The organism is Acinetobacter calcoaceticus ANC 3811 (assembly GCF_000399665.1).
Taxonomy (GTDB): domain Bacteria; phylum Pseudomonadota; class Gammaproteobacteria; order Pseudomonadales; family Moraxellaceae; genus Acinetobacter; species Acinetobacter calcoaceticus_B.
Window position 1 is genome coordinate 2,266,478 of record NZ_KB976986.1, and the last position, 19,049, is coordinate 2,285,526.

Below are 19,049 nucleotides of genomic sequence, written 5' to 3' on the forward strand. Positions count from 1 at the left end.
GATAACCTAATTAACTTTACACGACCAGTAGATGACTTAGTTCTAATAAAAAAACCGACAGTCAGTCGGCTTTTTTATAAAAAATTAAATTAAATGTATTTCATCTTCAAGAAACCACTCTTTTTCAATTAATTGCTTCTTTAAAAATGCTGGGCTTTTTGTATAACAAACTACCGCCAAACTTTTTTCAGCACGGCTACAAATTACATAGAATAATCTTCTGGTACGAGATAGAGCACTATCAAGTCCTAAAGACTCATTCTTTCTGTCGGTTACACTTAAATCCTTAATTCCTAGAAACTTTTCATAATCAAATAAAAAACCTCCTGCTTCATCATCATCTAAAATTGCCATTACTCTTTCAAACTGTAAACCTTTCACCCCTTGATGAGTATCGAATGCCGAACTTCCATCTATATAAGATGCATATTTAAATAGCTGATCTGTTTTTGCATCTAAGGCTTGGCTATATGCAATAAGTTCGGAGGAGGTACTGTCTGTATCTGTAGCATAGCTATCTAAAATTGATGCCTGTATTAATAATGGTGGAATATTTAAGAGGTTATTTTCATAAATATAATTAAGAATAATTTTTATAGAATTATTACTATTCATCAAAAGATCAAACAATTCATTTTTTTTATCTCTTATATTTTTCAAATAATTCAACTGATCCTCTATAGTAGAGAAATTACGAAAAACATCTGAACTTTCTCTTAGTATCTTTATGATATTAAAATCATTTTTAGACTTTACAGAATTAATAAATTCACAAAATGTACCCACTAAAAATCTTAAAGATTGAGTATCAGCAGCACTCAACTTACTTCGTAATGCCGAATCGTATAATGGTTTATAAAACTTATGGAACCCAGAGCGAGTTGCAGCCATATGATGTTCTAAAATCAAAGTCTTTATCTCAGATCTTATATTCCATTTATCATCATTGGTTATTTCTTTCATAGTTTTACAGATTTCAGCTTCAACTAACAATTTATCTAAATTCTGATTATTTGTATCAATAATTAAACAACGAGCAAACCCATCATCCTTAACTTTAGATTCTTGTTGAAATTTATCGGCTTCGAATCTTATTTTATTAATCAATGTCACTACTCTTTTCGGACATCTCCAGTTTTCAACCTTTTCTGGACGTTTCCAATTTTCAGGAACAAATCCACCTAAATCTTTCTTATTATTAGTAAAAATTCGCTGCATATTATCACCAAACAATCCTATTACAAACTGATTATGAAATTCAATTTGTGTTTGGACTAATGCATCAATTACCTTTTCATAAGTATCTTGAGCTTCATCTAAAAAAAGAATAGGAAATTTATTCACCAGAATTTTTTTAAATGACTTTTTTTCTAATAATAATTTTGAAAAAATATCTATAACTTCCGAGTGTTCCAATGAACTTTCTTCAACATTTGACGAATTTGGATTATAAGTAAAACACCTAGTTGATTCTAATAAAGATAATCTTTTTAAAGACTTTTTAACTCTCTCTTGCCTGCTTATACTGGTTTTATTGTTTAAATCTCTAGATTTTTTTAATGCCTCTTCCTCTTCACTAATAATTACTTTTAAATTTTCTTTAATAATTTCTTTAATTTCCTTTGTAAAGGGTGATATTAAACTCCAAGCAAAACTATGTATTGTACTAACAAAGAAATTATCATCGAAATTAATTCGCTCTTTAATTTCATCACAGGCAGCATTTGTATATGTTATAACAGCGAGCTTTTTATTTTCTCGACTAAGAGATAAAAGTATATCTTCTTTTATTTTCTTTAATACCTGATGTAATGTATGTGTTTTTCCTGCACCAGCGCCTGCGTATAGAATAAAACTTTGTGGAGGAGATGACGATACATAATCAAATATTAAATCTTCTAAAACTATAGGATTAGCAGACTTCATTAGCTTCTCCTTGTGCTAACTCATCAATGCCTAATATTTTATTTTCCAACCAAATTAGACCCTCATCAATATATTTTGGTGTTTTTAAATCCTTAGGCTCTAGACCATAAATTAAATCCATAGCCATATCCACTTTATTACTTTCTAAAGCTAAAAAAACACTTTTCCTAAAATCATCAAACTCCTCGAAATCTTCAGCTTTCATCATTTTAAATAGAACTCCAGTTGCTTTAATTCGAGTATCCTCTTTATCAACATCTGTTTTAAAAATAGTATTAATCAAATTTCTATTTTCAAAATAAATAGACTCTTCAAATGTATAAGGAAATACTATTTTATTTTTACTCTTAAAATCTAAAGTGACTTGAGTCTGGTAACTTACCCTTATATTCCCAATAGTTTTTTCTTCATACGTTAAATTCAATAGTTCATCAATCTTATCTTTAATAGGAAACCATGTTTTTAAAGTATCATTATTTGTTAATTGACTTGTATTCGGTAACGGTATACTCTTTTTATACTTCACTTTTTCAGTATTATTTTTATTTATTTTAATATTTCCATCTTCATCCGTTTGAATTACTCGACTAACTGAATCTAGATCTGTGATAATTAAACAAGGTAGATCAAGTTTTTCAATTAAGTTCTTTAATCGATGAGCATGTGCCCCCCCAACTGAGAGTATAGAGATATAACTGCTATTAAGTTTAGGAAAGTGATTCTTAATAAAATGGGGTAAGAGTAACCTTTCAGCATCACCTTCAACTAAAATAACTCCATTTGCAAAAAATAAATCACAATGAGTAGTTCTAATATATCGAGTTACAAACTTCTCATTCTGTGATGAGTTTTCATCAAAAGTTCTTGAAAGATCTACTATTTCTGCATGTGGTATTGCATCACTATTTTTCCTTTTAAAGTAACGCAGATTTGAGAAGTCTAGCTCTCGAGCTAAATAACTTGAATGAGTGCTTACCAATAATTGTGTTCCGCAATGACTAGGTTGACCCATACACAAGGTCTCATATGCTTTCTTTATAAAGACTTGCTGTACTTGAGCATGTAAATGAGCTTCTGGCTCTTCAATAAGAACTAAGTGTAATGGTTCAATAGGATCTTGATCTAGTTTATTCTTTCTTAACCAAGTTTCACGAAAATCTATCAATGTTAAAGTAATAGAAATTAGCCTTCTAAAACCTAATCCATTTAATCCTTCAGGAATTCTAATTTCTTCTTCCCCATCATTATTAATCTTAAAACGTATTGCACTTTCATGACCTAATGTCTCAATTTGGTCAATCTTACTGGAAATACTAATATTAGGATCATTTTTACTTCCAGGATAACCTAAGTCTCTTATCTCACTTAATACTTCAGAGAAAGTTTCTGTTAACGTCGTATCAAAAGCACTTTTAGAATCATTTATTGCTTTAATTGCTACTAAATCATTGGCTGTTTTCTTACGATCATCATTATCAAAATGTGACTTATAAAAACTTTGAATAATACTCGATAGTAAGTTTTTTGCACCATTACTATTAAAAAATCCAGCATCCTCACCAATTACATTTATTTTTATTAAATCTTTCAGAGGTTCACTAGTCTCCAATAAAATCTCTTCTGTATTTTCAGAATAAGGATCAATAACATATGATTTTATTCTAAAATATTTATCTAGATGTCGACTTAAGAACTCTTGTATATTTTCATTTGGCCAAAAATTGCTAATCGCAATTTGATCATTCTGCGAGATGACTCTTTTATTCTCATTGCATAGTTCAACAAAATCATTTCTCAATTCCTCTATATTTTTAGGTTCAAATCTTAATCTCAAACCAACAAACCCTCCATCCCAATCCAATGAAGGTAAAAACTCTATTACATGATGAATTTCAGAAGAATCAACATTTATGATTAAGTCTAGACTAGGACAAAATTTTTTCCATTCTTCTAATTCTTCTTCTGGATTCATTACAACTGCTTTATCAAACCAACATTGGGCTTTTTTGTTTAATTTTCCCCAATTATCAAATGTAAAATCTGTATACTTAAAACCTTCCTTTGAAGCCGTATCATTAGAGGATCCATGTTTTAAAAATAATTTTAAAACTTTTATTGCTGAGGTTTTTCCACTGTTATTTGCCCCTACTAAAATAGTTTGATCTGATGAAAAACTAAGTGAACAATTTTTTAATTTCCTGAAATTTCTTATGTCAGCCCTAACTAATTTCATTTTTTATTCCAATTTTTTATTAAACATAGCCTTAACATTACAAAAATATTTATAAATCTTCTACAATTTTGTAAAAAAAATTAACACTAAACAATAAAACTTATCTCTTAAAAAAATTATTCGATTTTTTTTACTTTTGCTACTTCAGAAAGCCTAATTTCTAATTCTCTTATAATTTTAGAAAGGTTTTTAGAAGACCGATCTCTTCTCAATGATCTTAAGTATTTAGATTCCATTGAAAAATATTTATTTCCCATTATTTCTCTATCTGTTTTATCTAGTCCTTCATAGTTATAAAAGTTATGTTTATAAAAAGGAAATATTTCCCCATTTTCTTTATAAACTAAAGCTTTTAATTGAAATAAACTTATTATCTCAATAAATTTTTTATCATAAGTCAAAAAAGCTGGAAAAAAGTAACATTCTTGATCACTCATTTTAAAAGTCGCATTTTGTTCGAGCTGTCTGAAATGTAGGACATCCCAAACCATACCTTTTAAAACGGGAAATAATTTTGCATAATTCAATTGAATTTTCGAGAAAAAACCTAAACTATTTTTTTTACTAAAAAACTCTAAAGCTAACATAGTATCTCTAAGATTTATGTTAGCTATTAGCTCATCATGATATTTAAAATATAAATTCAATTTCTCAATTAAACTATTATTTTGATTTTCAAAATGAATTATTACTATGACTAAAAGTGTAAAGTAAACATAGTTAAAGCGTTTATTTAAAGCCTTATGGAAATTATCATCTGATAATTTATATATTTCATAAGATATACGTGTTTGAGCTAGCATATTAAGCTCTTCATCTGATAGTTTTGTTCTTAATACTCTATTCTTTTCATAAAGCGATACATCAATATTCTTAAAAAACTCATATGCTTTAATTTTTTTAAATATTTTTTCACTATTTCTTAGGTTCACAATATTAAAAGAGTTTTCAAATTGATACGGAAAATTATCATAATTAATATTATTTAAAACTAGAAAATCTACAACCTCCAACATATCGGCAGGAATTCTAGTTAATTTATTTTCTATATAAGGTTCTAGATAACTAACTGCTTGAGTATCCATTGAAACAGAGTAATCTGTATGAATTTTTGAATTTTCAGATTTAAAATTTTCAATAAGTGACACTTCATCTAAAACGAAAACTCGATTAGATCCGAATAAACTACGTATTGCTCCGCCATTAGAAAAATTTTTATCTAAAGCTTTACCCGTAATAAAACCTTCATTTGAATCAGCTGTTAAAACAAACTTATACCCTTTTAAATAACTTAAATTTTCTCTATAAATTTTAATAGCTTCTCTCAAAGTTGTACTATTTACAATTTTATCTATTAACTCAAGTTTATAATTATCATCAGTGTAAATCATTTGTAATATATCTCTTTACAGTATTAATTATATTATCAACTTTAAACTACTATCCATGATATAAAAAAGGCTAAATTTTCAATTATTAACTCTGGAAACTGCAAGATCATATCGCTTTCCCCCAAAACCTCTCCAACACCACATCCCTTTCATCCACACTATTTGAACTTAAAACTTGTAGCATCAAGCCATCAATTAGGTTTAAAACCATGTTGGCATCGGGATTAAATGCATTGGTCTCCAGACTAAAGACCAAATCAAAAAGCTCTCGAAGTAGCCATTTTCGATATTCAACGGCCATGTGGTAAGCCGTTGGATAAAGCTGTTTTATTTCAAAAATGGCTTTAAACAAAAGGTGGTAAAAGCTATTTACATCGACATGTAAACGCACAATTTCTTTAAGTTTATCGCTTGGTTTTGGGTAGCGGTGTGAATAGACAATTGCCAGCACTTCTTCTTTCAGTCGGCTTTTTTGAAAGCTTATGCAGGTTTCAACCAGCTTTTCTTTCGAGTGGAAGTAGTTATAAAGCGTGGCTTTTGGAATTTTAGTTGCTTTGGCAATTAGGTCTACGCCCGTGTTGTGAAATCCATAGAGATTAAATAGGTCTATCGCGCTATGAATAACTTTTAATTTTTTTGAAGCCGTTTCTAAAGGTGGCATAGTTTTACCATTATAAAAATAAGTTGTTATGTCTGGCTGAGATAAAAAGCCTGTGCCCTTTCTGGGAGAAAAAAAGGCACAGCAAAGCCGTAAGACGGTGCTTGGCACATCTCAAGTTTTATTGTTGATATGATTTTTTAGCCGTAATGACTTAAAGTCTGAAAAGCGGTTAAGCCTTCAAACTGTTTAAAGATGAATTAAGTGGTGTCGTTATAGCTTTTGGCAATGAGTGCCAAGAAATGATGGATGTGCATAGCCAACTCCTGATTTTGGGAGTTCTGCCAAAGCATTCATTTGGAATTATGGTGGCAGAACGAAAGAGGGTTGACAGACTGGCCTTAAGATCCCAGCACACCCGAGGGTGTCCCCCTTCCGTCCTACCGCTACAAAAAGGGGGACGAGTGAGTCTACATCAAAAAAATGACTTTTTTCAATGCTCTTAAGGACGGCCTGTCAAAGCCGACTGGCAATGTGGCCAGCAGGCAAAGGATAATCCGAGAGTTGATAGGTGTCAATGTAGCTTTTATGACAAGTATTTAAATTTCTTATTGTTTTTCATTAGATTAACTTAATTATTATTTTAAATATTATATTTAATTGTATTTTTAAATTAAGTGAAGCGATCCATGCTTATTCATTTCTATCTTTTAACTTTTTAATGTGCGAATACACAGCGGAAAGTCGGTTTAGACAATTTCCGTCTGCCCCACTTGGTGATAAGCACGATTAAAATAAACCAAGCTTTGATCATGCTGGCTTTGTTTAATCGCAACAATCGGACAAATAAGAATGGTGTGTGTGCCGACTTGTTGAATTTGCTCAATCTCACAATCGAAACTGACCAAAGCATCGTCTAACACAGGTGAACCCGTTTCTAACTCAATCCATTCGCCATGTTTAAAGCGTTCTTCTGGCGTGAGCTTAGATGAAAATGCTTTTGAAATATGTTCGTGGTGTGCACCTAAAACATTCACAGTTAAGATTTTGTTATCTAGGAAATGTGCATGTGAACTCGCAGATTGGTTCATACACACCAATAATGTCGGAGGTGTGTCAGTCACACTACAAACAGCAGAGGCAGTAAATCCAAAACGGCCAGACATGCCTGCCGTAGTCACAACACTAACCGCACTTGTGAGTAAAGACATTGCATTTCTAAAGTCTGTTGCTTGAACCATGACATTATTCCTAAATTGAATCGTACCTTGTCCTGAGTGTTTGCTATACCGCCCAACTCCATCAGGAAGGTACTTTATCAACATGAGTCCTGATTAGAACTACATGTAGTAAGTAAAATGAGGGTTACTTGTTTGATTATCAACTGCCATCAAAAAAGTAACCCTTTATACCACTTATTGGTAAATATTAAGCAGTAAGATCAAAACCAGTAAGTTCTCTGCGAACGATTTCTGCACCTGCCGTTAAAGCATTTAGCTTGCCACGTGCCACTTCACGTGAAAGAGGTGCCATACCGCAGTTTGTGCAAGGGTAAAGCTTGTCAGCATCTACAAACTGAAGCGCTTTACGAAGTGTGTTCGCCACTTCTTCTGGTGTTTCAATTTGGTTAGAGGCAACATCAATTGCACCGACCATGACTTTTTTACCACGAATGAGTTCGAGTAAATCGATAGGCACATGTGAGTTGTGACATTCTAACGAGATGATATCGATGTTAGATTTTTGCAGTTTCGGGAAAGCTTCTTCGTATTGGCGCCATTCCGAACCTAATGTCTTTTTCCAGTCAGTGTTGGCTTTAATGCCGTAACCATAGCAAATGTGAACCGCAGTTTCACACTTAAGACCTTCAATTGCACGCTCTAAAGTCGCAACGCCCCAGTCATTTACTTCGTCAAAGAATACGTTAAATGCAGGTTCGTCAAACTGAATGATGTCTACACCAGCAGCTTCTAACTCACGCGCTTCTTGGTTCAAAATTTTTGCAAATTCCCAAGCAAGTTTTTCACGGCTCTTGTAGTGACCATCGTAAAGCGTATCAATCATGGTCATTGGGCCAGGTAATGCCCACTTAATTGGTTGATCAGTTTGCTGACGTAAAAACTTAGCATCTTCAACAAACACAGGCTTTTGACGAGACACCGCACCTACTACAGACGGCACGCTTGCATCGTAACGGTCACGAATTCGAACTGTTTCGCGCTTCTCAAAATCTACGCCATTTAAGTGTTCAATAAACGTGGTCACAAAATGTTGGCGGGTTTGTTCACCATCGCTCACAATGTCGATGCCAGCAAGGCGCTGTTCGTGCAACGCTAAACGTAAAGCGTCCTTTTTACCTTCAGCTAAGCCTTCGTTTTCGAGTTTCCACGGCGACCAAAGCTTTTCAGGTTCTGCAAGCCAAGACGGTTTAGGTAAGCTGCCAGCAGTTGAAGTCGGTAATAATTTTTTCATGATCAATGACCTATATGTTGATTAATTAAGAGCGTAATTAGCAGACCACTGCTCAAGAATCGCTTGGTATGGTTTGATAAATTGCTCTTCAACAAACTTCCCTTGCTCAATAGCGAGGCGGCTACGTTCTTCACGGTCATACACAATTCGAGTAAGTGAGTAATCTTCGTTCTTCAAGCTTGGCTGATAAGATTTTCCAGCAACTGAATTTGCGTTGTAAATTTCAGGGCGGTAAATCTTTTGGAACGATTCCATGGTGCTAATGGTGCTGATCAACTCAAGGTTGGTGTAATCACTCAGCAAATCACCCGTAAAATAGAACGCCAAAGGTGCAGCACTGTTTTTAGGCATGAAATAGCGAACCTTTAAGCCCATTTTTTGGAAATATTCATCAGTGAGTGAATAGTCTTCTTGCTTATATTCGACACCCAAAACTGGATGTTCGTTTTCAGTGCGGTGGTACACTTTAGTGGTTGAAACACTTAAGCAAATCACTGGCGCTTTTTTAAAGTTGGCTTTGTAAGTCTCAGAGTTAATAAAGCTCTTAAACAAGTTACCGTGCAATTCGCCAAATTTCTCTGGCGTGCTAAAAGTAGACTGATTTTTATTGTGGTCTAGCAACAGCACACTAAAATCATAGTCACGTACATAAGACGAGAAGTTGTTGCCTACAATGCCTTCAATACGTTCATTGGTCTTTTTATCAACAATATTGGTTTTCAATATTTCGATTAAAGGAAGCGCACTGTTATTGCTTGCAGAGTCAACATTCATTTCAACTGAAATGATTTCAAGTTCAACACCATAGCGGTCGCCTTTAGGGTTGTCCCAATGAGCTAAGGCATTAAAACGATTGTCGATCATCTGTAATGTATTGCGCAGATTTTCTTGGCGGCTCATCCCTCTCGCTAAGTTAGCAAAGTTGGTTGTAATACGCGTATTGTCTGCTGGACGATAGTTTTCATCGAAACAAATACTCTTAATCGTAAATGTAAATTCTTTACTCATTTTGATCAGTACCCTAATTTCTGAGATAAACCTAAAAATATTTCGAGCTCTTTTTAAACTTCCAGCCTTGTCAGATTTGTGCCTTAAGGTCTTATCAAAAGTGGATGACTGGAACGCTTCAGAGCGTGAATAGATTTATACCGCAATCACAACATGAATAAAAATGATTTAGTCTCATTCAAAACTGAGTTAAATTCATGTTTAGGGTTTAATAAAGAAGTGTGAAGTTAAATATTTTTCATCTTAGTGAATTTTAGACAGCAGAAATTCAATATACGGCGCTCGAAAACCACCTTAACAAATTTAAATATTTATTATTATATTCAACAATTTAAACAACATAACTTTAGATGGAATGGCTAGACTTAAAGTAATTTATGCTGACTCTCATTCATCTCTGTTTTTAACCATTCTAAAAATATGGTTTTACGTGAATCTTCCTCAAAAGCACTATGAGAAAGTAAAAAATAGGCTGAATTATCTTGTACAACAGGTGAAATTTTTTCCAGTACGTTCCACTCAAGCTCTTTTTCAATCATATAAATTGAGATGACCGTTGCGCCGAGTCCAGCTAAGCAGCCTTCTAAACATAGATAAAAATGTTCGAGTTCGACTTTAGCGTAGCCTTTTAAACTCTGCTTTAGCTCAGCAATGCGGCTAATGCTTTTGAAAAAATTTGGCCTAGAGGTCGAGATGAGTAAGTCGTTTGTTTCCGATGGCTTGGTTGCTTGAACTAGAGCGATATATTCATCGGCAATTTTTTCACTATAGATATGCTCTCCCCAATCAAAATCATTTCGGCGAATCGCGATATCAATATTATCTTTTTCAAAGTCGACCACCCCACCTGCGGTGAGCAACACAACCTCAAAATCATGACCGAGCTTTTTAAATTTTGATAACCGTGGAATGAGCCATTTCATGGAAAGAGTCGGTTCACACGACAAGACCAGTTGTTTGTTTTCGGTTTTAGGCTGGCTGAGTTGTATTAAACATTCATCGAGTTGACCAAAAACCTGATGGCAACAACTCAATAAAATTTCACCCTGCTCAGTCATCACAAGGGTTTTATTTTTACGGTCAAATAAAGTCGTATTTAAAGCTTCTTCTAAATTATAAATCTGTTTACTGACCGCACTTTGCGTCACAAATAATTTCTTTGCAGCTAAAGTGACGCTACCATACTTCGCCACGAAATAGAAAAATTTTAGTGAATTCAGCGATATTCTTTCGATCATTCCAAAAACTCATAGATATGAAGTCGTTTTTATTGATTTTTATTTTTAGGTTTCTGTTCAAAATAAAAATCATCTTTATTAAATCCTATTTTAGATGATAAAAAACATATTGAATATCGATATCTATCTTCGCAAACCTAAAACCCAAACATCTCTTGCAAAAAGAAGAGCAATTTTAAGTAGCGTTTTCACCCTCTTACACATATTCCAAAAAGTACAGAACAACTTCCTCATTTTAAGTGAGGGCGCAAGATAATGGCAGAGTTTATTGCGGTTATTCTCATTACGATTTTGGCAGTGGTAAGCCCCGGCGCTGACTTCGCGATTGTGACCAAAAACAGTTATCTATACGGCAGAAAAATAGGTGTGTTCACTTCACTCGGAATATCACTTGGCGTGTTGGTGCATGTAACCTACACATTAGTTGCCGTTGCCTTTGTAATGACTTATACACCGCAAATTTTGAATATTGTTAAGTACATTGGTGCGCTTTACCTAATCTATATTGGCTATAAAACCTTTACTCAAAAACCTGTTTTAGACTCTGCTGACCTAACCTCTATCGGTACTTTGCAAGCGATAAAATACGGCTTTTTTACCAATGCCCTTAACCCTAAAACCACGCTATTTGTGATTAGCACCTATACGCAAATTGTGAGTTTAACTACGCCTAAAACTATTCTTTTGGCTTATGGCTTTTTTATGTCTTTTGCGCATTTCTTATGGTTTTCATTGGTGGCTGTGCTGTTTTCATCCATACTGTTGAGACAAAAAATGTTAGCCAAGCAAGTGCAAATTAATAAGGTGATTGGTTCAATTTTATGTGTATTAGGTGTGATTCTGCTTTTTACTAAGTTTCAGTAAAAAACTCATTTTATGGAAGAATAAGTTGCTTATGCTTATATAGGGTTTGTACTTTTAGAAAGGCTTTTTATAAGACTTTTCCAAAAGAGCTATTTAATTTTTAAGAAACTTTTATATTTTTTGCTGTTAATATTAAAACGCATGATAGATTTTCCAATCCTTCATATTTCTATAAATCAAGGATGATGAGCGAATACATTTATTATGGAAATCAAACAAATAAAATATTTTTTGACGGTGGTTGAAGCAGGCAGTATTGGTAAAGCTGCCCAAAAACTCGATGTCGGCGCTTCGGCCATTAGTCAGCAAATTAGTAAGTTAGAACAAGAGTTAAGCATTCGCTTATTACAGCGTAATGCTTTTGGCGTCACGCCTACACCCGCGGGTCTGGCCTTTTTAAAACACTCTCAACTTATTTTGCGGCAGATTAATTTTGCGGTAGATGCTGCTCATTCGGCACGGCTTTCAGGTCATGTGAGTCTTGGTTTTCCACCGACCATTACCGCTTTAATTGGCATCCCTTTAATGAAACTAATGTCTGAACGCTATCCAGACATCCGCCTAGAAATTGTGGAAACACTGTCGGGTAACCTGATTCAGTCGATTAATTCACGTCAGCTTGATATCGCTATTATTTTTACCAATGAAATTGATAAGCAATGGTCCATACAACCACTGGTACGCGAGCAAATGTATTTAATGGCACGCAAAGAAGTGTTAGAAAAATATGGCCTCGCTGAGTGCATCAAAAGCGGAATTATTCGGTCTCAACAAATTGGTGATATTCCTTTAGTGTTGCCACGTCAGCGTCACAGTTTAAGAAAACTGCTTGAGCACAAGATTGGACAGCTCAACGTCGTCTATGAAATTGATGGCCTGCACTTACTCATGGACAGTCTGATTCACCTTGACCTTGCTAGTGTTCGTCCCGGCAGTGCCTGCCTACAAGAGTACAAACACAAGCTTCAATTACTAAAACTGATTGACCCTGAAGTTGAGCGAATCAATTACTTGGTCAGCCTTGCCGAAGAAGAATTATCACCTGCCGCACTCGCTGCAAAATCGGCAATTAAAGCCTGTGTGAAAGAGTTGATTCAAAACCAAATTTGGCCGTGTTCTGAAATTATTTTATAAAGGGTCATTAATTTTATTAAAGACCTAATTAATTTTGCCCTCTCACTCCCTCCTGCTTTTTAAGATTACATTTTCATCTGAATGATAAGTGAATTTCTGTTTATCGAATTATAGATGTGTAGTTTGAACTGGAAACAAGGCATCACATTTTCTACGAAGGACACCTTTAAATCTCATCTCTAACCCATTTGCTATTTAGGTTTATTGAATGAGTCGATTTAAGGCCCTCTATTGAAAATCGTGAATGTTTCCATTTTGTCAGGCCAAGGAGGTCTCCAATGGATGTCGTGAATAACCGTAGGGCTACTTTTAAAAAAATATTAAATGTAACGAGTGGCAACTTTTTAGAACAGTACGATTTTTTTCTTTTTGGTTTCTATGCCACTTATATCGCAGCAAAATTTTTCCACTCTGAAAATGAATATGTCTCTTTAATGATGACATTTACCGTATTTGCTGCGGGCTTTCTTATGCGTCCTCTCGGCGCTATTTTCTTAGGCGCTTATGTCGACAGAGTTGGACGACGTAAAGGTCTTATTGTGACTTTAAGCCTTATGGCAATCGGAACCATCTTAATTACCTTTGTACCGGGTTATGAGACGATTGGTATTCTTGCTCCAATTTTGGTCGTGATTGGACGTCTATTACAAGGCTTCTCGGCAGGTGTTGAATCTGGCGGTGTGTCAATTTATCTCGCTGAAATTGCAACAGATAAAAACCGTGGGTTTATCACAAGTTGGCAATCTGGCAGCCAACAAATTGCGGTTGTGTTTGCAGCATTACTTGGCTACTGGCTCAACACCATTTTAACTCATGCTCAAGTGGGTGAATGGGGCTGGCGTATTCCATTCTTAATTGGTTGTTTGATTATTCCTTTAATCTTCTTGTTCCGCCGTACATTAGAGGAAACTGAAGACTTTAAAGCACAAAAAACGCATCCATCAACCAAAGAAATTTTCAGCACGCTTGCGAGCAACTGGCGCATCGTACTTGCGGGCATGATGATGAGTGCCATGACCACAACTACTTTCTATTTCATTACGGTTTACACCACGGTGTATGCAAAACGTACTCTAGAAATGTCAGTAACAGATAGCCTTTTAGCGACTGTATTTGTGGGTTTATCGAATTTCTTCTGGTTACCAATGGGTGGCTTACTTTCAGACAAAATTGGTCGTCGTCCAGTTTTAGTCGGCATTACAACCCTTGCCATCTTTACAACGTATCCAGTTTTAAGCTGGTTGGTAAGCGACATTAGCTTTACCAATCTGATTATTACGCTTGCTTACTTCTCATTCTTCTTTGGTCTGTACAACGGCACCATGGTCGCAACGCTTGCCGAAGTAATGCCAAAACGCGTACGTACAGTCGGCTTCTCTTTAGCATTCAGCCTTGCAGCAGCTATTTTTGGTGGCATGACTCCAATTGCATGTACATATCTAGTTGAACACACAGGTAACGCAAGCACACCAGCTTTTTGGCTGATGTTAGCAGCGGTATGTAGCCTAATCTCAAGCTTGTATTTATGCCGTGGTTCTAAGCAGAAGAATGCTGACCCGATTGCTGAACCTGCGAAGGTTAGCGCTTAAAACAACAACGACTTAACCTGAAATTTTAATGAACAGTACGGCGCATGTTGCAGCCGTACTGTGCTCTCCTATCATTAAAGCGAGATACTATGAAAAAGTCCCCTATCTTCATGACCATTTGCCTAGCTGGTGCAGGCTTAGGATCAACGCTTGCTAACGCAGATACACTCGAAGTGATTAGCTCAGGCGGTTTCTATTCATCTATGGAAAAACTCATTCCGATATTTGAAAAACAAACTGGTCACACGGTTCACCTTTCATCGGGTTCATCAATGGGCGCATCGCCTACTGCGATTCCAAATCGACTCGATCGTGGTGAACATTTTGATGTGGTGGTGTTGGCTGCACCTGAACTGAACAAGCTTGCAGAAAAAGGTTATGTCGACTCAAATTCACAAAGTGCTTTAGTCAATTCAAGCATTGGCATGGCTGTACCTAAAGGTGCGCCAAAACCAGATATTAGCTCTGCAGCAAAATTCGAAAAAGTTTTATTAAATGCTAAGCATATTGGCTATTCAGCAAGTGCGAGCGGCACGCATCTTGAAAAAGATGTTTTCCCAAGCTTCCCACCTGTCGAGTACAAAGTCATTTCTAGTAAAACAGAAAAAGTGGTAGGCGACCGCGTTGCAAAACGCATTGCTGAAGGCCAGTTTGATATTGGTTTCCAGCAAATTAGTGAAATCAAGCCTTTTACTGGCCAATATGGTCAAGTTGATTTAGTCGGTCCAATTCCTGCGCCTTATCAAAAAGTCACTGTGTTTGCAGCGGGCATTGGTAAAAACTCTGAACATGAAAAAGTCGCAAAAGAACTCATCAAATTTGTGAAGTCACCACAAGCAACACAAATTATTGAAGAACAGGGTCTAGAGCAGGTTAAACAATAAAAGCTCTAAAAGGCAACGTCTTGAGGTGATGTTGCCTTTACTCTGTTGGTGGTTTACTCAGCGTAATAGAACAAAATGTATAGTGATAAACCAGTGTAGAATAATTAACAAAGGTTAAAGTAGTATTTGCCGTGGAACTCAAACAATTAAAGTATTTTATTGCGGTGATCGAGTCAGGAAGCTTGGGTAAAGCTGCAAAAAATCTCGATATTGGAACTTCTGCATTAAGTCAGCAAATCTCAAAATTAGAAAGCGAGCTTTCTATTCGCCTTTTACAACGCACTGCCCTTGGTACAGTTCCCACCCCTGCGGGTTTAGCTTTTTTTCAACAGGTTCAACTGGCGCTTAGGCACTTAGACCATGCTGTAGACTCTGCACACTCTTCACGTTTAAGTGGTCACGTTACCGTCGGTTTTTCACCGAGTGTCGCGTCGGTTATAGGCACTCACTTTTTAAAACTCATGAGAAACCGTTATCCCGACATTAAAGTCCGTTTAATTGAAGGTTTATCGGGTGACCTCAAGGCATTAGTTAATGCAAGGCAGCTTGATGTTGCCATCATCTTTAGTGACGATGTCGACCCACAGTGGGCCATACAGCCTTTAGTCAAAGAACAGATGTTTTTAATCTCACCTAAAGAAGTGCTGAGCCAGTACCATCTTGAAAGTTGTATCGACACTCAAACGATTACTCATCCACAGCTTAAAGAACTTCCGCTTATTTTGCCGAGCCAACGACATGGGCTGCGCTTGTTGCTCGAACAGAAAATTCATCAGCTTAAAGTGGCCTATGAAATTGATGGATTACATTTGTTAATGGAAAGCATCAGCCAACTCGAAATGGCAACCATTCAACCTGCGGGTGCATCGTTAAACTCACGGCAAGACTTATGTTTACTTCGCGTTGTGGAACCTGCAATTGAACGCATTAACTATTTAATTAGCCTCTCTGAAGAAGAAATCTCACCTGCTACTTTAGCCACGAAAGTGGTGATTCGTGCCTGTGTGACCAACCTGATTAATGAAAAACGCTGGCCCGGTGCGGAACTCATAAACACTTAAGCCTTTAGTGTTTATTTTTACTAAACACCCATTCAAGCTTAGCCCCTCACTTCACCGTCCCTTTTAAAGCTACATTAGCCTTAGCTGAGAAAGGGAGAAATCCATGCATGATGTGATTGTAATTGGTGGTGGGAATGCCGCACTGTGTGCCGCGCTCACGGCAAAAGAAAGTGGCGCGTCTGTGCTCATCATAGAAGCAGCGCCTAAAGAATGGCGTGGTGGTAACTCACAACACACTCGTAACCTCCGTTGCATGCATGATGCCCCTCAAGATGTATTAGTCGATGCCTACCCAGAAGAAGAATATTGGCAAGACCTACTTAAAGTAACTGCCGGAAAAACCAATGAGCACTTAGCTCGTCTGGTCATTCGTAGCACGGCAACCTGTCGAGACTGGATGCGTAAACATGGTGTGAATTTTCAGCCGCCACTATCGGGTGCTTTACATGTTGCACGTACCAATGCCTTTTTTATGGGTGGCGGTAAAGCCCTCATTAATGCGTATTACCGTAGTGCCCAAGAACTTGGTATTGAGATTTTATACAACACAAAAATTAAAGATCTAAAGTTAAATCAAGGACATTTTGAAGCCGCAATTGCGGAAGATGGTCGTGTGTTTAAAGCGAAAAGCTGTGTATTGGCCGCAGGTGGTTTTGAGTCAAATCTGGAATGGTTAAGAGAAGCATGGGGACAAAATGAAAACGGCGAATGGCCTGCCGATAATTTCATTATTCGTGGAACCCGCTTTAATCAGGGCAACTTACTCAAATTTATGATAGATCAAGGCGCCGATATTATTGGTGATCCATCACAATCACATTGCGTCGCTGTGGATGCACGAGCACCGTTATATGACGGCGGCATCTGCACTCGTATTGACTGCGTTTCATTGGGAATTGTGGTCAATAATAAAGCCGAACGTTTTTACGATGAAGGCGAAGACTTCTGGCCAAAACGTTATGCGATTTGGGGTCGCCTTGTCGCCAAACAACCGCAGCAAATTGCTTATTCTATTATTGATTCAAAAGCTATTGGTCGCTTTATGCCACCTGTGTTTGCGGGTGTAAAAGCAAATAGCATTCAAGAACTGGCCGAAAAAATCGGGCTAGATGCAAAAGCCTTCTGTCACACCGTAGAAGAATTTAACCAATCTTGTGTGCAAGGCACCTTTAACCATACGGTTTTAGATGACTGCACCACCGAAAATATTGTTCCCAACAAAACCCATTGGGCAGTTCCTCTTGATCGCCCACCCTTCTATGCCTATGCGCTTAAACCCGGCATTACCTTTACCTATTTAGGCTTAAAAGTTGAAGACGATGCTGCTGTACGTTTTAACAATAAAGCCAGCCGCAACCTATTTGTCGCAGGTGAAATGATGGCAGGTAACGTACTCGGTCAGGGTTATACCGCTGGCGTTGGCATGTCGATCGGAACGACGTTTGGACGCATTGCCGGAAAAAATGCAGCCCACTATGCACTTTCACAAGGAGTTGAACATGAATGCTAGTACTAAAGCCTTAATTCCAGTTGTTCAGCTCTCTGACCATGAGCAGGAAGTTCAAAGAGCCTTACAGATTTGTAATGCTTGTCGTTACTGTGAGTCGTTTTGTGCTGTATTTGCGGCGATGACCAAGCGTCTGGAGTTCAATCAAGCCGATATTCATTACCTCGCAAATCTGTGCCATAACTGTGGTGCTTGTTTACACGCTTGCCAATATGCCCCGCCGCACGAATTTGGTGTCAACATTCCAAAAGCGATGGCGCAAGTACGTTTGGAAACTTACCAAGAGTTTGCTACACCGCAGCCTTTAGGCCGACTTTATAAGTCTGTCGGGATTCCTTTTGTTTCGGCGTTATCAATTATTTTCTTTTTATGCATGTTAGCTGTGGTGTGGTACAAAGGCATCGACCTGTTTGCAGGCTATCAAGGTAATTTCTATGCGATTTTCCCGCATAACTTTTTAGCGCTACTGTTTGGAGCGACCTTTACAGTTGCAATTGTTTTACTCGGCATTGGGATTAGTAAATTTTGGAGAAAGACGTCTAAAGTTATTCACGGCAAAGTTGAGAAACCAGACCTAATTCAAGCCTCTCAAAATGTATTAACACTTAAATATTTAGACGGTGGACATGGCAAAGGCTGTAATGAACAAGATGATCGTTACACACAAATCCGCCGCGTGTTCCATCACCTGACTTTTTATGGCTTTATGCTTTGCTTTGCAGCCACAGGCGTAGCGACTTTATATCACTATTTCCTTAACCTGCATGCGCCGTACCATATCTTTAGCTTGCCTGTTATTTTAGGTACGTTGGGTGGGTTGGGCTTAGTGATTGGACCATCTGGCTTGCTCTATTTAAACCTTAAACGCCATCCATTACATGGTGACCGCGAGCAAAAACCTGTAGATCGAGGCTTTATTTTCCTTTTAATTTTAGTCAGTGCTTCAGGCTTAGCTCTTATGGCATTTCGCAATACACCTTACATGGCACTTTTACTGATTTTCCATTTAGCTACAGTCATGACATTCTTCATTACCATGCCATTTGGAAAGTTCGCACATGGTTTTTACCGCAGCGCTTCTTTACTCAAATTTGCCATCGAAGAACGTACTTCTAAGAAGTCATAATTTCACTCAAAAGTATTC

General features: G+C 36.8%; 15 protein-coding genes. 7 read left to right on the forward strand and 8 right to left on the reverse strand.

Annotated features, from left to right (window positions below; genetic code table 11):
- Window positions 1-84: 84 nt before the first annotated feature.
- The 8 genes from F935_RS11880 to F935_RS11915 all read right to left on the reverse strand — a co-directional run bounded on the left by F935_RS11880 (window position 85) and on the right by F935_RS11915 (window position 10,866).
- A complete protein-coding gene (locus tag F935_RS11880) occupies window positions 85-1,926 on the reverse strand; it encodes a UvrD-helicase domain-containing protein (RefSeq protein ID WP_016139151.1) in 1,842 nt (613 codons plus the stop codon).
- Window positions 1,913-4,159, reverse strand: a complete 2,247-nt coding sequence (locus tag F935_RS18525) for an ATP-dependent nuclease (protein WP_016139152.1) — start codon at window positions 4,157-4,159, stop codon at window positions 1,913-1,915. The genes F935_RS11880 and F935_RS18525 overlap by 14 nt, the downstream gene beginning before the upstream one ends.
- A gap of 116 nt (window positions 4,160-4,275) precedes the next feature.
- Entirely contained in the window at window positions 4,276-5,550 is a 1,275-nt protein-coding gene (locus F935_RS11890; RefSeq protein ID WP_016139153.1) for a hypothetical protein, read from the reverse strand.
- 106 nt (window positions 5,551-5,656) lie between these two features.
- Window positions 5,657-6,211: a TetR/AcrR family transcriptional regulator gene (locus tag F935_RS11895; RefSeq protein WP_016139154.1), complete on the reverse strand. Its 555-nt coding sequence runs from the start codon at window positions 6,209-6,211 to the stop codon at window positions 5,657-5,659.
- Window positions 6,212-6,897: 686 nt separating this feature from the next.
- Window positions 6,898-7,389: a flavin reductase gene (locus F935_RS11900; protein ID WP_004794389.1), complete on the reverse strand. Its 492-nt coding sequence runs from the start codon at window positions 7,387-7,389 to the stop codon at window positions 6,898-6,900.
- Between the two features lie 187 nt (window positions 7,390-7,576).
- Window positions 7,577-8,620 carry a methionine synthase gene (locus tag F935_RS11905; protein ID WP_016139155.1) on the reverse strand — a complete coding sequence of 348 codons (1,044 nt, stop codon included), beginning with the start codon at window positions 8,618-8,620 and terminating at the stop codon, window positions 7,577-7,579.
- A 21-nt stretch (window positions 8,621-8,641) separates the two neighbouring features.
- Window positions 8,642-9,628, reverse strand: coding sequence for a DUF1852 domain-containing protein (locus F935_RS11910; protein ID WP_016139156.1), 987 nt, complete (start codon window positions 9,626-9,628; stop codon window positions 8,642-8,644).
- A gap of 365 nt (window positions 9,629-9,993) precedes the next feature.
- A complete protein-coding gene (locus F935_RS11915; RefSeq protein ID WP_016139157.1) occupies window positions 9,994-10,866 on the reverse strand; it encodes a LysR family transcriptional regulator in 873 nt (290 codons plus the stop codon).
- A gap of 255 nt (window positions 10,867-11,121) precedes the next feature.
- Here F935_RS11915 and F935_RS11920 point away from each other — a divergent pair, with 255 nt between their 5' ends.
- The 7 genes from F935_RS11920 to tcuB all read left to right on the forward strand — a co-directional run bounded on the left by F935_RS11920 (window position 11,122) and on the right by tcuB (window position 19,031).
- Window positions 11,122-11,730 (forward strand): LysE family translocator, encoded by a 609-nt coding sequence (locus F935_RS11920; protein ID WP_016139158.1) that lies wholly within the window; start codon window positions 11,122-11,124, stop codon window positions 11,728-11,730.
- Between the two features lie 204 nt (window positions 11,731-11,934).
- Complete coding sequence (locus F935_RS11925) at window positions 11,935-12,864, forward strand: LysR family transcriptional regulator (RefSeq protein ID WP_004641378.1); 930 nt, start codon at window positions 11,935-11,937, stop codon at window positions 12,862-12,864.
- Window positions 12,865-13,142: 278 nt separating this feature from the next.
- Window positions 13,143-14,453, forward strand: coding sequence for an MFS transporter (locus tag F935_RS11930; RefSeq protein WP_016139159.1), 1,311 nt, complete (start codon window positions 13,143-13,145; stop codon window positions 14,451-14,453).
- 89 nt (window positions 14,454-14,542) lie between these two features.
- Window positions 14,543-15,337, forward strand: a complete 795-nt coding sequence (locus F935_RS11935; RefSeq protein ID WP_016139160.1) for a substrate-binding domain-containing protein — start codon at window positions 14,543-14,545, stop codon at window positions 15,335-15,337.
- Window positions 15,338-15,468: 131 nt separating this feature from the next.
- Window positions 15,469-16,398 carry a LysR family transcriptional regulator gene (locus F935_RS11940; RefSeq protein ID WP_016139161.1) on the forward strand — a complete coding sequence of 310 codons (930 nt, stop codon included), beginning with the start codon at window positions 15,469-15,471 and terminating at the stop codon, window positions 16,396-16,398.
- Between the two features lie 103 nt (window positions 16,399-16,501).
- The gene (tcuA, locus tag F935_RS11945) at window positions 16,502-17,908 is read left to right on the forward strand and encodes an FAD-dependent tricarballylate dehydrogenase TcuA (RefSeq protein ID WP_016139162.1); all 1,407 of its coding nucleotides are present in this window, start codon (window positions 16,502-16,504) and stop codon (window positions 17,906-17,908) included.
- The gene (gene tcuB, locus F935_RS11950; RefSeq protein WP_016139163.1) at window positions 17,898-19,031 is read left to right on the forward strand and encodes a tricarballylate utilization 4Fe-4S protein TcuB; all 1,134 of its coding nucleotides are present in this window, start codon (window positions 17,898-17,900) and stop codon (window positions 19,029-19,031) included. Before tcuA ends, tcuB begins: the two co-directional genes overlap by 11 nt.
- Window positions 19,032-19,049: the final 18 nt, after the last annotated feature.

Excerpts from the sequence above, each read along its gene's own strand:
- F935_RS18525 (WP_016139152.1), bottom strand. The coding sequence starts at position 4,159 with ATGAAATTAGTTAGGGCTGACATAAGAAATTTCAGGAAATTAAAAAAT.
- F935_RS11925 (WP_004641378.1), top strand. The coding sequence starts at position 11,935 with ATGGAAATCAAACAAATAAAATATTTTTTGACGGTGGTTGAAGCAGGC.
- F935_RS11910 (WP_016139156.1), bottom strand. The coding sequence starts at position 9,628 with ATGAGTAAAGAATTTACATTTACGATTAAGAGTATTTGTTTCGATGAA.
- F935_RS11880 (WP_016139151.1), bottom strand. The coding sequence starts at position 1,926 with ATGAAGTCTGCTAATCCTATAGTTTTAGAAGATTTAATATTTGATTAT.
- F935_RS11890 (WP_016139153.1), bottom strand. The coding sequence starts at position 5,550 with ATGATTTACACTGATGATAATTATAAACTTGAGTTAATAGATAAAATT.
- F935_RS11915 (WP_016139157.1), bottom strand. The coding sequence starts at position 10,866 with ATGATCGAAAGAATATCGCTGAATTCACTAAAATTTTTCTATTTCGTG.
- tcuA (WP_016139162.1), top strand. The coding sequence starts at position 16,502 with ATGCATGATGTGATTGTAATTGGTGGTGGGAATGCCGCACTGTGTGCC.
- F935_RS11900 (WP_004794389.1), bottom strand. The coding sequence starts at position 7,389 with ATGGTTCAAGCAACAGACTTTAGAAATGCAATGTCTTTACTCACAAGT.
- F935_RS11895 (WP_016139154.1), bottom strand. The coding sequence starts at position 6,211 with ATGCCACCTTTAGAAACGGCTTCAAAAAAATTAAAAGTTATTCATAGC.
- F935_RS11930 (WP_016139159.1), top strand. The coding sequence starts at position 13,143 with ATGGATGTCGTGAATAACCGTAGGGCTACTTTTAAAAAAATATTAAAT.
- F935_RS11905 (WP_016139155.1), bottom strand. The coding sequence starts at position 8,620 with ATGAAAAAATTATTACCGACTTCAACTGCTGGCAGCTTACCTAAACCG.
- F935_RS11920 (WP_016139158.1), top strand. The coding sequence starts at position 11,122 with ATGGCAGAGTTTATTGCGGTTATTCTCATTACGATTTTGGCAGTGGTA.
- tcuB (WP_016139163.1), top strand. The coding sequence starts at position 17,898 with ATGAATGCTAGTACTAAAGCCTTAATTCCAGTTGTTCAGCTCTCTGAC.
- F935_RS11935 (WP_016139160.1), top strand. The coding sequence starts at position 14,543 with ATGAAAAAGTCCCCTATCTTCATGACCATTTGCCTAGCTGGTGCAGGC.